The sequence below is a fragment of the Devosia sp. A369 genome (assembly GCF_054489345.1).
In genome coordinates, this window is record NZ_JBTMWV010000008.1 from 176323 (window position 1) to 190325 (window position 14003).

Consider the following 14003-nt stretch of genomic DNA (forward strand, 5'->3'; position numbering starts at 1 on the left):
ATGGCCGAAATGAGTATGATCCAGGCGCTCAACGATGCTCTCGATGTCATGCTGACGCGCGATCCCGATGTGCTGATCTTCGGCGAAGATGTCGGCTATTTCGGCGGCGTGTTCCGCGTGACCGACAATCTGCAGGCCCGGCATGGGGTGACGCGCTGTTTCGATACGCCGATTTCGGAAGGCGGCATTGTCGCCACCGCCATCGGCATGGGCGCCTATGGGCTGCGGCCGGTGGTGGAAATCCAGTTCGCCGACTACATCCTGCCGGCCTTTGACCAATTGGTGTCGGAAGCGGCGCGGCTGCGCTATCGCTCCAATGGGGATTTCTGGGCGCCGATTACCGTGCGCTCACCCTATGGCGGCGGCATTTTTGGCGGCCAGACGCATAGCCAGAGCCCGGAGGCGCTGTTCGCGCATGTGACCGGGCTCAAGACCGTTATCCCGTCCAATCCCTATGACGCCAAGGGGCTGCTGATCGCCTCCATCGAATGCGATGATCCGGTGATCTTTCTCGAGCCCAAGCGCATCTATAACGGCCCGTTCGACGGCCATCATGACCAGCAGCTCAAATCCTGGGCGGGACACCCCGCCGCCGAGGTGCCGGAGGGCTATTACAGCGTACCGCTGGGCAAGGCCGCCACCTTGCGCGAAGGCCGGGAGGTCACCGTGCTGGCCTATGGCACCATGGTGCATGTGGCGCAGGCGGCGATTGCCGAAACCGGGATCGACGCCGAATTGATCGACCTGCGCTCCATCGTGCCGCTGGATATCGAAGCGATCACGGAATCGGTGCGCAAGACCGGAAGATGCCTCATCGTGCATGAAGCCTCACGCTTTGCCGGCTTTGGCGCGGAGCTGTCGGCGCTGGTGCAGGAGCGGTGCTTTTATCATCTCAAAAGCCCCATCGAACGGCTAGGGGGCTGGGACACGCCCTATCCGCATGCCTTCGAGTGGGATTATTTCCCCGGTCCCGCCCGGGTCGCCAAGGCCCTGCGGCGTTGCATGGAGGAACCGGCATGAGCAATTTCCTGTTCCGACTGCCCGACATTGGCGAAGGGGTGACCGAGGCCGAAATCACCGGCTGGTATGTCAAGCCGGGCGACACAATCGCCGAGGATCAATCACTGGTCGATGTAATGACCGACAAGGCGACGGTCGACATGACCTCGCCGGTGGCGGGCGTGGTGCTGGCGATCCATGGCGCCGTTGGTGACATGGTGCCGGTGGGCAGCGTGTTGGTTGAAATCGAGACCGAAGCCGGGGAAGCGGTCGGGCCAAGCGTAGCGGCAACACCAGTCCTGTCTGCCCCTGCCCCCGCTGCTGAGCCGGTCGCGCCAATCGCGGTGACGCCGAACGCGGCAGAAGCCCCCACGAACGCCGCGCCGCTGGCGGCGCCGGCGACGCGACGGCGGGCCGCCGAATTGGGGATTGCGCTGGAAGCGGTACGCGGCAGCGGCGCCCATGGCATCATTACCGCGCAGGATATCGAGCGGCATGCGGCGCAGTCTGCTCCCTCGGCCGGCATCACCGAAATCAAGATTACCGGGTTGCGCCGCAAGATTGCCGAACGGATGGCAGAGGCGACGCGCCGCATTCCCCATTTCAGCTATGTCGAGGAATTCGACATGACGGTGCTGGAAGACTTACGGGCGCGGCTCAATGGCGAACGCGGCGAGACCCGGCCCAAGCTGACGCTGCTGCCGTTTTTCATGCGCGCCCTGGTGAAATTGCGGACGGAATTTCCGTCGGTCAATGCGCGTTACGATGACGAAGCGGGCGTGTTGCAGCAACACGACGCGGTGCATATCGGCATTGCCACGCAGACCGCAGCTGGACTGATGGTGCCGGTGGTGCGCCATGCCGAGACGTTGGACCTCTGGGGGTTGGCGCGCGAACTGAGTCGCGTCACCACCGCCGCGCGCGATGGCAGCGCCACACGTGAGGAATTGTCGGGCTCGACCATTACCCTGACCAGCCTGGGCGCGTTGGGCGGCATTGCCGCCACCCCGATCATCAACGCGCCAGAAGTCGCTATTATCGGTCCCAACAAGCTGGTGCAGCGGCCGGTGGTGCTGGAGGGGCAGATCGTCATTCGCCAGATGATGAATCTGTCGTCGTCCTTCGATCACCGCATCATTGATGGTCACGAGGCGGCGCGTTTCGTGCAAGGCTTGAAACGGCTGATCGAGCAGCCGGCCCTGTTGTTCATCGAAATGCCGAAACAGGAGACGCGCCATGAGTGATCTGACTTCCGGTTTCGAGTTTGCGCTGGGCGAGAATGCGGACATGATCCGCGAAGCCACGCACCGCTTTGCCGATGAGCGCATCGCGCCGCTGGCGGCTGCCATCGATGCGGAGGACCGTTTCCCCATGGAACTGTGGCCCGAAATGGGGGCGCTGGGGCTGCATGGCATTACCGTGGAAGAAGAGTTTGGCGGGCTGGGACTGGGCTATCTCGAACATGTGGTGGCCATCGAGGAAGTGTCGCGGGCCAGCGCCTCGGTCGGGCTGTCTTACGGCGCGCATTCCAATCTCTGCGTCAACCAGATCCGCCGCTGGGGCAATGCGGCGCAGAAGCAGAAATATTTGCCGGGACTGATTTCGGGCGACCATGTCGGGGCGCTGGCGATGTCGGAGGCCGATGCCGGCTCGGACGTGGTGGGGATGAAGCTGCGGGCCGACCGCAAGGGCGATCATTATGTGCTCAACGGCACCAAATTCTGGATCACCAATGCCGCCTATGCGCAGACGCTGGTGGTCTATGCCCGCACGGCGCAAGATGCCGGCTCCAAAGGGCTGACGGCCTTCATCATCGACAAGGATATGAAGGGCTTTGCGGTGGGCCAGCATATCGAGAAAATGGGGATGCGCGGCAGTCCGACCGGGGAGCTGGTGTTTAGGGACTGCGTCGTCCCGATCGAGAATGTGATGGGGCCGGAAAATGGCGGCGTGGCGGTGCTGATGTCGGGGCTGGATTATGAGCGGACGGTGCTGGCGGGCATTCAGCTCGGCATCATGCAGGCGTGTCTCGACGTGGTGCTGCCCTTTGTGCGCGAACGCCACCAGTTCGGCAAAGCCATCGGTTCGTTCCAGCTGATCCAGGCCAAGGTGGCCGATATGTATGTGTCACTGAATTCGGCGCGAGCCTATGTCTATGCCGTGGCGCGGGCCTGCGACGCGGGGCAGATGGCGCGGGCCGATGCGGCTGGGGCCATTCTTTATGCCAGCGAAAACGCGGTGCGGGTCAGCCTTGAGGCGATCCAGGCGTTGGGCGGGGCCGGCTATACCAAGGACTGGCCGGTGGAGCGTTTCATGCGCGATGCCAAATTGCTCGATATCGGGGCCGGCACCAATGAAATCCGCCGCATGCTGATCGGCCGCGAACTAATCGGGAAGACCGCATGAGCGCACCGGTCATTGTCAGCACGGTCTCAACCAGCGACGCGGTGTTTCAGCGGCGGCAGGCGCATCATCTGGCGTTGCGTGACGAGCTGGCGGCGCGGGTGGCAAAGGCGGCTTTGGGCGGCACCGAGGCCTCGCGGCAACGGCATGTGGCGCGGGGCAAATTGTTGCCGCGCGACCGGGTGGAGGCGCTGCTCGATCCCGGCTCACCGTTTCTCGAAATCGGCCAGCTTGCCGCCAATGGGCTTTATGGCGATGCGGTGCCGGGCGCGGGGATGATTGCCGGCATCGGACGGGTCAGCGGTCGGCAGGTGATGATCGCCTGCAATGACGCTACCGTCAAAGGCGGCACCTATTATCCGATGACGGTGAAGAAGCATTTGCGGGCGCAGGAAATCGCCGAGGCCAATCGCCTGCCCTGCATCTATCTGGTGGATTCGGGCGGCGCCAACCTGCCGCATCAGGCCGAAGTGTTTCCCGACCGCGACCATTTCGGGCGCATCTTTTTCAATCAGGCCAATATGTCGGCGCAGGGCATTGCCCAGCTCGCCTGCGTGATGGGGAGCTGTACGGCGGGTGGCGCCTATGTGCCGGCGATGTCGGACGAGTCGATCATCGTGCGCGATCAGGGGACAATCTTTCTGGCGGGACCGCCGCTGGTCAAGGCGGCGACCGGCGAGGAAATCGACGCGGAAAGCCTGGGTGGCGGCGATCTGCATGCGCGCAAATCCGGCGTGGTCGACCATCTGGCCGATAGCGACGAACATGCCCTGACCATGCTGCGCGATATCGTCTCGACGCTACCGGCCGACCATGTGCCCGATGTCGAATTGCGCGAGCCGGTGGCGCCGCTTTATGCGCCGGAGAGCATTTATGGGGTGATTCCCGAGGATGGGCGGACCGCCTATGACGTGCGCGAAATCATTGCGCGGATCGTCGATGGCAGTGAATTTCACGAATTCAAGGCGCTGTATGGCGCGACGCTGGTCTGCGGCTTTGCCTGTATTTGGGGGATGCCGGTCGCCATTCTGGCCAATAATGGCGTGCTGTATTCGGAAAGCGCGCTCAAGGGCGCGCATTTCATCGAGCTGGCCTGTCAGCGTGGCATTCCGCTGCTGTTTTTGCAGAATATTTCCGGCTTCATGGTCGGGGGGCGCTATGAGGCCGAGGGCATTGCCAAGCATGGCGCCAAGCTGGTGACGGCAGTGGCGACGGCGCAGGTGCCCAAGATCACCGTGCTGATTGGCGGCAGTTTCGGGGCGGGCAATTACGGTATGGCCGGACGGGCCTACTCGCCGCGCTTCCTGTTTTCGTGGCCGAATAGCCGGATTTCGGTGATGGGCGGCGAGCAGGCGGCGTCGGTGCTGGCGACGGTCAATGCCGATGCGGCGAACTGGTCGGCCGAGCAACTGGAGGCGTTCAAGGAGCCGATCCGCGCCAAATATGAGGCCGAGGGCAATCCCTGGTACGCCACGGCACGGCTGTGGGACGATGGAGTGATCGATCCGGCGCAGACGCGCGACGTGCTGGGGCTGGCTTTTGCCGCGACGCTCAATGCCCCCTTCCCCAGACAGGCGCGCTTCGGCGTGTTCCGGATGTGAGCACCATGATCGGATCGCTGCTGATCGCCAATCGCGGAGAGATCGCCTGCCGCATCATGCGGACCGCCAAGCGCTTGGGCGTGCGGACCATTGCGGTTTATTCCGACGCCGATGCGGGGGCGCTGCATGTGCGGCTGGCGGATCAGGCCATCCATATTGGCGCAGCGCCGGCGCGGGATAGCTATCTCGATGGCGGCAAGATCATCGCTGCTGCAAGAGAGGCGGGAGCCCAGGCGATCCATCCCGGCTATGGGTTTCTGTCGGAGAATGCTGCGTTTGCGCAGGCGGTGCTGGATGCGGAGCTGATCTGGGTTGGCCCACCGCCGCAGGCGATTGCTGCGATGGGGGGCAAGGACGCCGCCAAGTTGCTGATGCAGCAGGCCGGGGTGGCGACGACGCCGGGCTATATCGGGGATGATCAATCGGCGGAGCGGCTCGCCAGCGAAGCCGCGCTGATCGGCTATCCAGTGCTGATCAAGGCGGTGGCGGGCGGCGGCGGCAAAGGCATGCGGCGGGTCGAGCAGCCAGAAGACTTCGCCGAGGCGCTCGGCTCGTGCCAGCGCGAGGCGGCAGCGGCGTTTGGCAATGACATCGTGCTGCTGGAAAAATGGATCGATAATCCGCGCCATATCGAGGTGCAGGTGTTTGGCGACAGTCATGGGCAGGTGGTGCATCTGTTCGAGCGCGATTGCAGCATGCAGCGCCGGCATCAGAAGGTGATCGAGGAAGCGCCGGCGCCGGGCATGGACGCAGCGACGCGGGAGGCGATTTGCACCGCGGCGGTGAAAGCGGCCAAGGCAGTGGGCTATGTCGGGGCGGGGACGATTGAGTTCATCGCCGACGCCAGCGCCGGGCTGCGCGCTGACCGCATCTGGTTCATGGAAATGAACACCCGTCTGCAGGTGGAACATCCGGTGACCGAGGCCATTACCGGGCAGGATTTGGTGGAATGGCAATTGCGCGTCGCCAGCGGCGAAGCCCTGCCCAAGCAGCAGCACGAATTGACCATCACTGGCTGGGCCATCGAGGCGCGGCTGTATTCGGAAGACCCGGCCAAGGGATTTTTGCCGTCGGTGGGGCTGCTGGAGCAGTTCAGCTTTTCTCAGGACCAGGTTCGCGTCGATGCGGGCGTGGAAGCCGGCGACACGATCAGCCCCTATTACGACCCGATGATTGCCAAGCTGATTGCGCATGCGCCGGACCGGGCCAGCGCCATCGCAACGCTGCGGCAGGCGCTGGATCAGGGCGTGGTGGGGCCGCTGGCGAGCAATGCCGGGTTTTTATGTCGCCTGCTGGGTCATGCCGATTTTGACGCCGCAAGGCTGGATACCGGGCTGATTGCGCGCGAGATCGAGACGCTGACCCAGATACCGGCCCCGAGCGAAGAGGCACTGCGCCAAGCGGCGGATCAGTTGTTGGGGCCACTCGGCAATACGCCATGGACGGTGCGGTCCGGCTTCCGGCTGAACGCCGCGCCGGTGCGTGGCGCCAGACTGATGGACCAGTTCGACCGCCCCTATACGGTGGAGACTGATGGGCTGGTGGGCCGTGCCCAGCCGCAGCCCAGCCATGAGCTGCATGAGGGCGGCGAGCGCTTCAGGCTGCGCCTGCACCGGACGGATGCCGGGACACATTTACACGCTTCGGATGGTTTGCTCACCTCGCCGATGTCGGGACGGGTCATTGCGGTTCTGGTCCAGCAGGGCCAGCCTGTGCGCAAGGGACAGACGCTGGTGGTGGTGGAAGCCATGAAGATGGAGCTGGCGGTGACGGCGCCGTTCGACGGGACGGTGAACGAGATTGGCGCTGTGGAAGGCGCGCAGGTGGATGAGGGTTCCATGCTGGTGCGTTTGATCGGCGATGAGGAGAGCGAGCATGGCCGGAAAATACTATGACCAATGGGCCGTCGGCGATGTGATCGAGCATGCGGTGCGGCGCACGGTCACCGAGACCGACAATCTGCTGTTCACCGTGATGACGCACAATACCCAGCCGCTGCATCTCGATGCCGAGGCGGCGAAGGCCAGCGAATTCGGCCAGATCATCGTCAATGGCACCTTCACCTTTGCGCTGATGATCGGCTTGAGCGTCAGCGACACCACGCTGGGCACGCTGGTGGCCAATCTGGGCTACGACAAGGTCGTAATGCCCAAGCCGGTGTTTATCGGCGATACGCTACGCTGCCAATCCGAGGTGGTTGAGCTGCGCAACAGCCAGTCGCGCCCGGAAGCCGGCATCGTCACCTTTGCCCATCGGCTGACCAATCAGAGCGGCCAGATCGTCTGCCAATGCCTGCGCATGGCGATGCTCAGCCGGACACCGCTATGAGATTGCGCTCGCTGCTATTTGTGCCGGGCGACCGGCCCGAACGCTTCGCCAAGGCGGCAGCGAGCGGGGCCGACGCGCTGATTTTGGACCTCGAAGACTCGGTGGTGCCCGAGCGCAAGGCAGCGGCCCGCGCGGCGGTGGCGGCGTTTATAGGCGAGCACAACGAGCTACCCTACCTGGTGCGGGTCAACCCGCTGGATAGCGCGGATATCGACCTCGATGTTGCAGCGATAGCGGGACGCGCCGATGGCATTGTCTTGCCGAAAGCCGAGGGCGCGGCATCGATCAGCGAGTTTTTCCGGCGTTACGGCGAAGTGGTGGGCCAAACCCGGTTGCTGCCTATCGCCACCGAAACACCGGCTGCGATCTTCCAGTTGGGGAGTTACGCGTCGGTGACCGAGCATCTGCTGGGGCTAACCTGGGGGGCGGAAGACCTGCCGGCGGCGATCGGAGCCATTTCAGCGCGGCTGGCCGATGGCAGCTACACACCGCCCATCGAATTGGTGCGCTCGCTGACGCTGTTCGGGGCCCATGCCGCCCAAGTTCAGGCCATCGAAACGGTCTATCCGGCGCTGGACGATCTGGAGGGGCTGGCCCGCTATGTTGAGCGCGCCCGCCGGGATGGTTTTGGCGGCATGATGGCGATCCATCCGCGCCAAATCCCCATCATCAATGCCGGCTTTACCCCCGATGCGCAGCAGATCGCGCATGCCAGGGCGGTCATCGCCGCGTTCGCCGCCAATCCGGACGCCGGCGCGCTGCGGCTGGATAATCGGATGATCGACCGCCCGCATCTGCTGCAGGCCCGTCGCCTGCTCGCACTGGCCGGTGAAAAACTGGATTGATGGCGTAAGCCGTCAGTCCATCATAGGCGCGCCTTGGTCGAGCGCGGGGTGGCGAGCAGCAGCGAGGTCTCGCTGCCGGTAATGCCGGGCACCAGCCTTACCTTGCGCAGCACCACGTCGAACTGGGTCAGGCTTTCGGTGGCGAGTTCCACGACCAGATCCCAGCGGCCATTGGTGGTGTGAATGGCCACCACTTCGGGAAAGCCCCCCAGCGTCCGCACCACCTTGTCGGCCGCATGGCCTTCGACATCCACCATCATGACGCCGCGCACCTGCTGGTCCAGCGCGTCGGCGCGCAGGATTACGGTGTAGCCCAGAATATCGCCCTGACGTTCCAGCCGCTCGAGGCGGGCGCGCACCGTGGCCCGCGAGACCCCCAGATCAATCGCCAGATTGGAGATCGAGCAGCGCCCGTCATGGCGGAGCAGCGTCACCAGCTTCTCGTCCAGATTGTCCATATCACCCACTTTGGAACCTCCTACCGCCGAAATGATAGGTCATTGTCGGAGAATTGCCAATTCAGACTGTTCATTCCGCCAGCCGGTTGCGCTTGGTTAGTGAGCAAGCAAAGGGAGGCCAATGATGCGCTGCAGAATACTCGGTGTGCCGGTGCAGGATGGCGCCGGACGCATGGGCTGCGAGATGGGGCCGAGCGCGCTGCGCACGGCGGGCCTTGTCAGCACGCTGGAGGCGCTTGGGCATATTGTCGAGGATATCGGCACGGTGCAGCGCAGCGCAGCACGCCCGCTGGTGCACAGCAATCCGGCGCTCAAGGCGCTGCCCGAAATCTCCAACTGGGTCGCTTCCATTGCCGCTGCCGCCTATCAGGCGGCCGATGACGCCATGCCGATCTTCCTCGGCGGCGATCATTCCATTTCGGCGGGGACACTGTCCGGGCTGGCGCGGCGGGCAGCGGAAAGCGGGCGCCCGCTCTTCGTGCTCTGGCTCGACGCCCATGCCGATTTCCACACGCTCGACAGCAGCGCCAGTGGCAATCTGCATGGCGTGCCGCTGGCCTATGGTGCCGGGCGGCCGGGGTTCGCCGGCTATTTCCCCGACCTGCCGGTCGCCGTCGAGCCGTCGCGCATCTGCATCCTGGGCTTGCGCAGCATTGATCCGGCCGAGCGCCAGGCGCTGGCCGAGGTGAATGTCGTCGTGCACGACATGCGGGAAATCGATGAATATGGCATCGCGCCGCTGCTGCGCGCTTTCCTCAAGCGCGTGGCCGACGAGAACGGGCTGCTCCATGTCAGCCTTGATGTCGATTTCCTCGATCCGTCCATCGCGCCTGCCGTCGGCACCTGTGTTCCCGGCGGCGCCACGTTTCGGGAGGCACATATGGTCATGGAGATGCTCTCGGACAGCCATCTGGTGAGCAGCCTTGACCTCGTCGAACTCAACCCGTTCCTCGATGAGCGCGGCCGCACCGCCATCCTCATGGTCGATCTGACGGCCAGCCTGATGGGCCGCCGTATCATGGATCGCCAGACCTGGAGCCCGGCCCCATGACCGCCCCTTCCCGCCTCGCCGTGGTGCCTTTTGTCAGCGTCGACTCGATGATGAAGCTGGTGCTTGGCATCGGCTTCGAGCGTTTTCTCACTGAACTCGTCAGTTATATCGAGGACGATTTCCGTCGCTGGGAGCAGTTCGACAAGACGCCGCGCGTCGCCTCGCACAGCCCGGACGGCGTGATCGAGCTGATGCCGACCAGCGACGCCCAGCTCTACAGCTTCAAATATGTCAACGGCCACCCCAAGAACATGCGCGAGGGCCGCCAGACGGTGACGGCTTTCGGCATGTTGGCCGATGTCGGTTCGGGCTATCCGCTGCTGCTGTCGGAAATGACCATCCTGACCGCCTTGCGCACCGCCGCAACCTCAGTGGTGGCAGCGAAATATCTGGCGCCGCAGGGCGCCCGCACCATGGCCATTATTGGCAATGGCGCGCAGTCCGAGTTCCAGGCACTGGCCTTCAAGGCCGTGCTCGGCATCGACCGGCTGCGCCTCTATGACATCGACCGCGCCGCGTCGCTCAAATGCCAGGGGAATTTGGCCGGCATGGGCTTTGATATCACCATCTGCGACAGCGGGCAGGAAGCGGTGGAGGGCGCCGAGATCATCACCACCATCACTGCCGACAAGCAATGCGCGACCATCCTTACCGACAACATGATCGGGCCCGGCATCCATATCAACGCTGTCGGCGGCGACTGCCCCGGCAAGACCGAGCTGCATCGGGACATTCTGCTGCGCTCCGACATCTTCGTGGAATTCGCGCCGCAGACCCGTATCGAGGGCGAAATCCAGCAACTGGCGCAAGACCATCCGGTCACCGAACTCTGGCAGGTTGTGGGCGGCACGGTGCCGGGCCGGGCCAGTGGCAAGCAGATCACGCTGTTCGATTCCGTGGGCTTCGCCATCGAAGACTTTTCAGCGCTGCGCTATGTGCGCGATCAGCTTGTCGACAGCGGCCACTACAACGAACTCGACCTGCTCGCCGACCCCAATGAGCCGCGCGATCTATTCGGTATGTTGCTCCGGGCGCAGGAGCCGGCCTGATACAGCCGGATTATTCGCCGCGCGGCAGGGCCGTGTAGACGCGGGCGACGAACTGGTGGAACTCGGCCATGTAGTTGCGCAGGAACTCCTTGGTGCTGTCATTGTTCACCTCGCCCTCGGCGGTAATCAGGCCGGGGGTGAAATGGATATAGGCCTCCGGCGCGTTCATCTGCGGCGAGTTGGAAAAGCTGAGTACGCTGCGCAGATTTTGCTGCGCCACCGCCGTACCGATGGAGCCGATCGAGGCGCCGATCACCGCCGAGGGCTTGCGGGTGAAGGCATTCTGGCCCCAGGGCCGGCTGGCCCAGTCGATGGCGTTTTTGAGACCGCCGGGGATCGAGCGGTTATATTCCGGGGTCACGAACAGCACCGCATCGACATCGGCGATGGCCTGCTTGAAGGCCCGGGCGACGGGCGGATAGTCCGCGTCATAATCATAGCTGTAGAGCGGTAGGTCGCGGAACGGGATTTCGCTCATGATGAACCCAGGATGCGCCAGCCGCACCAGCGCCATGGCCAGCTTGCGGTTGATAGAGGCAGTGGCAAGGCTGCCTACGAAGTAGCCGACTTTGAACGTGGTCATGGGGCTCTCCTCCGGCGCAATGATTGCGTCGGAGCAATAACGTCGGCGGCCCCAAAATCGATCCTGCCGCAATGGCGGAATGGATCGATGGGGGCCGCTATTATTGCGCCTTACCAGCGCTCGAGACCGAGCAGTTTCTGGCCCAGCGGCGAGAGAACCGCCGTCGTGGCATTGTGCTTTTCCCATTCGCGTGGATCGCCGGGAAAGGCGTCCCGCTTGGGATGGTCCAGCTCACGCCAAAGCCGGATGCGTTCCTGGCGTTCGGCGTCATTGTCCCACTCTGCGGGGTGCATCGAGACATATTGCGCCATGCGCACCCGACCATCCGAATGGTTGGGGCGGACGCCATGGGCCAACAGCGAATTGAAGATCATCAGGTCGCCCGGTTCCAGATCGACATTGACGACGCTGAGGCCCGTCATATCCGGATGCATCGGATCGCGATCCCCAGGCTGGGTCTGCACCCACTCATCGAAATGCTCGAACAGATAGGGCACGCACTGGAAGCCGCCGACATCGCCATCCTGCTTTTGCAGGCTCAGCACGGCCTGCACGCCGATTGGCGGCGGCTGAATCGAGGTGTCCACATCCCAATGGATGAAGCCATTGGGATTGCCCTTGACCAGCTTGGGTGGATTGAGGTTGGCGCGATCAATGGTGACCCACAAATCTTCGCGGTCCCAGATGTCGACGAAGACGTCGTAGATGCGCGGCTCCATACGGTTGTCCCACAAGAACTGGTGATTGTAGATCTCCAGCATGCCGGTATTGTTGAGCTCCTTCATCTTGTGCTCGCGGCGCTGCGGCGCGTACCAGGTGGTGGAGTCGTTCGGATCTTTCTCGTCAAATTTCCAGAGCAGCTCGGCAAGACGCTCGACCCTGGCCGCAGGCACCGCGCCCCGGACAATGACATAGCCCTTCGTGGTCCAATGCGCCCAGTCGGCCTTCGACAGCACACGCAGCGGCAAGGTCTTCTGGATATCCTTGAGCTGGATCGTGGCGGCGGTGGTTGGATGGCTGTCGCGCTTGAGTGTGGTGGCGGTCTGCATGTCGGTCTCCCATTCTGCCCTCCCTGAATATCAGGTGATGCAGCCAGAATACCGACGCCAACCGCGCCATGTTGTTGGAGCTTGGCCAGCTATGATACTATTCTGGCGTACCAACGCTGGATCGGGGCGCCATGCGGCCAGTTCGAGAACATCTGACCCAACCGCCCGACGCGTCCTGGAGCATGCTCAACCGCCGGCTGGACGATGCAATTCCGTTCACTTGGCACCATCATCCCGAATTTGAGCTGACGCTGACGCTCAATTCGCGCGGCCAGCGCTTCGTCGGCGATCATGTGGGCAGCTATGAGCATGGCGATCTGGTGCTGGTCGGCCCCAATTTGCCGCATACCTGGGCGTCGCGCGAGAAGATCGACCCGGCTGAGCCGCATGTCGCGCTGGTGTTCTGGTTCCGCAAGAAATGGCTGGAAGGGCTGATCGGCGACACGGTGGAATTCCGCCCCATTGAGCGGCTGATCGCTCAGGCCGCCGGCGGATTGGCCTTTGGCGATGGGCTGGGCCAGATGCTGGCCGAGGACTTCGCGGCGATCTATGCGCGCCCTCCCGCCCGGCGACTTATCGGACTGCTGGAGATCCTGCTGCAGCTCGCCAATGCGACTGAGATCAAGCCGCTCTCGACCACCGCGCCGCAGCCGGTGGAGGGCAGCCGCCTGCGTATCGACCGGGTGCTGCTGCATCTGCACCAGCATTATCCCGAACCGCTCCGCCTGACCGAGCTGGCCGAAATTGCCGCCTTGAGCCTGTCCGGCCTGCACCGCATGTTCCGCAAGCACACCCAGCTCAGCATCTCGGATTATCTGATCGGATTGCGGGTTGGGGAGGCCTGTTCGCGGCTGTCGAGCACCGACCAGGCGATCCAGCATATCGCTGCGGATGTGGGCTATGCCTCGCTGGCCAATTTCAATCGGCAGTTCCGGCGGCTGCGGGGCATGTCGCCGCGCCAATATCGCGCATCCTTTGCCAAATGAGCGGCTTATTCGCATGAAGACCGCGCCATCGACTTTTGCCTGACCGGGCGCTAAGCTTTTGGACGTTTAGCTTTAGACCATGAACGCCGGGCTGCGGTGGCGATTTGGCTAATAACGGGAGGAACCCCCAATGAACCCCGACACTCACTTTCCCACAAAGCGCCGCATGCTGGCGGCAGGCCTGGTTGCCAGTGGCTGGCTTGGGCTGTCGATGTTGGCGTTTGGCGTTGACGTGACCTCGCCCACCAGCGCGGCCATGGCGCCGGCTCCGGCGCGGATCCATGTTGCCCAGGCCGCTGCTGCGCCGGCCGAACATCCGGTCTCCTACGCGACTGACCAGGCTGATCGTGGCCAGACCAATTTCACCAAATATTGCGTGGAGTGTCACGGCGAAGACCTCAGGGGCGGACTGCTGGGCGGGGCGCCGTTGCGCGGCCTGAGCTTTGAGGAAAAATACGTGACCGACATGCCGGCCGGGATGTTGTTTGAGGTCATGAGCGCCACGATGCCGCCCGATGCGCCGGGCCGGTTTTCGCCCACTGCCTATGCCGATCTGATGGCCTATATTCTCAAGCGGAACGGCTTCCAGTCGGGTGCGCCCCTGCCCTCGGATGTGGATGCACTTTACGAACTGACCATGGAGAAGTGATC

General features: G+C 63.5%; 13 protein-coding genes and 1 pseudogene. 11 read left to right on the forward strand and 3 right to left on the reverse strand.

Features of this window, described 5'->3' with window-relative positions; all coding sequences use genetic code 11:
* The 7 genes and pseudogenes from ACX3OZ_RS12480 (at position 1) to ACX3OZ_RS12510 (ending at position 8176) form a co-directional block, all read left to right on the forward strand.
* Positions 1–1020, forward strand: coding sequence for an alpha-ketoacid dehydrogenase subunit beta (locus ACX3OZ_RS12480; protein ID WP_459094616.1), 1020 nt, complete (start codon positions 1–3; stop codon positions 1018–1020).
* Complete coding sequence (locus ACX3OZ_RS12485; RefSeq protein ID WP_459094615.1) at positions 1017–2243, forward strand: dihydrolipoamide acetyltransferase family protein; 1227 nt, start codon at positions 1017–1019, stop codon at positions 2241–2243. The genes ACX3OZ_RS12480 and ACX3OZ_RS12485 overlap by 4 nt, the downstream gene beginning before the upstream one ends.
* Positions 2236–3405, forward strand: a complete 1170-nt coding sequence (locus ACX3OZ_RS12490) for an isovaleryl-CoA dehydrogenase (RefSeq protein WP_459094614.1) — start codon at positions 2236–2238, stop codon at positions 3403–3405. Before ACX3OZ_RS12485 ends, ACX3OZ_RS12490 begins: the two co-directional genes overlap by 8 nt.
* A 74-nt stretch (positions 3406–3479) precedes the next feature.
* Positions 3480–5003: pseudogene (locus ACX3OZ_RS12495) on the forward strand (carboxyl transferase domain-containing protein); the annotation flags it as partial.
* A gap of 5 nt (positions 5004–5008) precedes the next feature.
* Positions 5009–6898, forward strand: a complete 1890-nt coding sequence (locus ACX3OZ_RS12500) for an acetyl/propionyl/methylcrotonyl-CoA carboxylase subunit alpha (RefSeq protein WP_459104622.1) — start codon at positions 5009–5011, stop codon at positions 6896–6898.
* Complete coding sequence (locus tag ACX3OZ_RS12505; RefSeq protein ID WP_459094612.1) at positions 6879–7331, forward strand: MaoC family dehydratase; 453 nt, start codon at positions 6879–6881, stop codon at positions 7329–7331. The genes ACX3OZ_RS12500 and ACX3OZ_RS12505 overlap by 20 nt, the downstream gene beginning before the upstream one ends.
* Entirely contained in the window at positions 7328–8176 is an 849-nt protein-coding gene (locus ACX3OZ_RS12510; protein ID WP_459104623.1) for an HpcH/HpaI aldolase/citrate lyase family protein, read from the forward strand. Before ACX3OZ_RS12505 ends, ACX3OZ_RS12510 begins: the two co-directional genes overlap by 4 nt.
* Positions 8177–8196: 20 nt before the next feature.
* Here the strand turns inward: ACX3OZ_RS12510 and ACX3OZ_RS12515 are convergent, their stop codons facing one another.
* Positions 8197–8634, reverse strand: coding sequence for an Lrp/AsnC family transcriptional regulator (locus ACX3OZ_RS12515; protein WP_459094807.1), 438 nt, complete (start codon positions 8632–8634; stop codon positions 8197–8199).
* A gap of 124 nt (positions 8635–8758) precedes the next feature.
* Between ACX3OZ_RS12515 and rocF the strand changes: the two genes are divergently transcribed.
* Positions 8759–9685: an arginase gene (gene rocF, locus ACX3OZ_RS12520; RefSeq protein ID WP_459094806.1), complete on the forward strand. Its 927-nt coding sequence runs from the start codon at positions 8759–8761 to the stop codon at positions 9683–9685.
* Positions 9682–10734 (forward strand): ornithine cyclodeaminase, encoded by a 1053-nt coding sequence (locus ACX3OZ_RS12525; RefSeq protein ID WP_459094610.1) that lies wholly within the window; start codon positions 9682–9684, stop codon positions 10732–10734. The genes rocF and ACX3OZ_RS12525 overlap by 4 nt, the downstream gene beginning before the upstream one ends.
* A gap of 10 nt (positions 10735–10744) precedes the next feature.
* Here ACX3OZ_RS12525 and ACX3OZ_RS12530 read toward each other — a convergent pair whose 3' ends face one another.
* Both ACX3OZ_RS12530 and ACX3OZ_RS12535 read right to left on the reverse strand, forming a co-directional pair.
* The gene (locus ACX3OZ_RS12530; RefSeq protein ID WP_459094609.1) at positions 10745–11317 is read right to left on the reverse strand and encodes an NADPH-dependent FMN reductase; all 573 of its coding nucleotides are present in this window, start codon (positions 11315–11317) and stop codon (positions 10745–10747) included.
* 110 nt (positions 11318–11427) lie between these two features.
* Positions 11428–12366, reverse strand: coding sequence for a phytanoyl-CoA dioxygenase family protein (locus ACX3OZ_RS12535; protein WP_459094608.1), 939 nt, complete (start codon positions 12364–12366; stop codon positions 11428–11430).
* 131 nt (positions 12367–12497) lie between these two features.
* Here ACX3OZ_RS12535 and ACX3OZ_RS12540 point away from each other — a divergent pair, with 131 nt between their 5' ends.
* Together ACX3OZ_RS12540 and ACX3OZ_RS12545 are read left to right on the forward strand one after the other, a co-directional pair.
* Positions 12498–13352, forward strand: a complete 855-nt coding sequence (locus ACX3OZ_RS12540) for a helix-turn-helix domain-containing protein (RefSeq protein WP_459104624.1) — start codon at positions 12498–12500, stop codon at positions 13350–13352.
* Between the two features lie 130 nt (positions 13353–13482).
* On the forward strand, positions 13483–14001 hold the full coding sequence (locus ACX3OZ_RS12545) for a c-type cytochrome (RefSeq protein WP_459094606.1): 519 nt from the start codon (positions 13483–13485) through the stop codon (positions 13999–14001).
* Positions 14002–14003: the final 2 nt, after the last annotated feature.

Bases quoted from the DNA above. Each gene is read 5' to 3' on its own strand.
- ACX3OZ_RS12480 (WP_459094616.1), top strand. From the start codon at position 1: ATGGCCGAAATGAGTATGATCCAGGCGCTCAACGATGCTCTCGATGTC.
- ACX3OZ_RS12485 (WP_459094615.1), top strand. From the start codon at position 1,017: ATGAGCAATTTCCTGTTCCGACTGCCCGACATTGGCGAAGGGGTGACC.
- ACX3OZ_RS12490 (WP_459094614.1), top strand. From the start codon at position 2,236: ATGAGTGATCTGACTTCCGGTTTCGAGTTTGCGCTGGGCGAGAATGCG.
- ACX3OZ_RS12500 (WP_459104622.1), top strand. From the start codon at position 5,009: ATGATCGGATCGCTGCTGATCGCCAATCGCGGAGAGATCGCCTGCCGC.
- ACX3OZ_RS12505 (WP_459094612.1), top strand. From the start codon at position 6,879: ATGGCCGGAAAATACTATGACCAATGGGCCGTCGGCGATGTGATCGAG.
- ACX3OZ_RS12510 (WP_459104623.1), top strand. From the start codon at position 7,328: ATGAGATTGCGCTCGCTGCTATTTGTGCCGGGCGACCGGCCCGAACGC.
- ACX3OZ_RS12515 (WP_459094807.1), bottom strand. From the start codon at position 8,634: ATGGACAATCTGGACGAGAAGCTGGTGACGCTGCTCCGCCATGACGGG.
- rocF (WP_459094806.1), top strand. From the start codon at position 8,759: ATGCGCTGCAGAATACTCGGTGTGCCGGTGCAGGATGGCGCCGGACGC.
- ACX3OZ_RS12525 (WP_459094610.1), top strand. From the start codon at position 9,682: ATGACCGCCCCTTCCCGCCTCGCCGTGGTGCCTTTTGTCAGCGTCGAC.
- ACX3OZ_RS12530 (WP_459094609.1), bottom strand. From the start codon at position 11,317: ATGACCACGTTCAAAGTCGGCTACTTCGTAGGCAGCCTTGCCACTGCC.
- ACX3OZ_RS12535 (WP_459094608.1), bottom strand. From the start codon at position 12,366: ATGCAGACCGCCACCACACTCAAGCGCGACAGCCATCCAACCACCGCC.
- ACX3OZ_RS12540 (WP_459104624.1), top strand. From the start codon at position 12,498: ATGCGGCCAGTTCGAGAACATCTGACCCAACCGCCCGACGCGTCCTGG.
- ACX3OZ_RS12545 (WP_459094606.1), top strand. From the start codon at position 13,483: ATGAACCCCGACACTCACTTTCCCACAAAGCGCCGCATGCTGGCGGCA.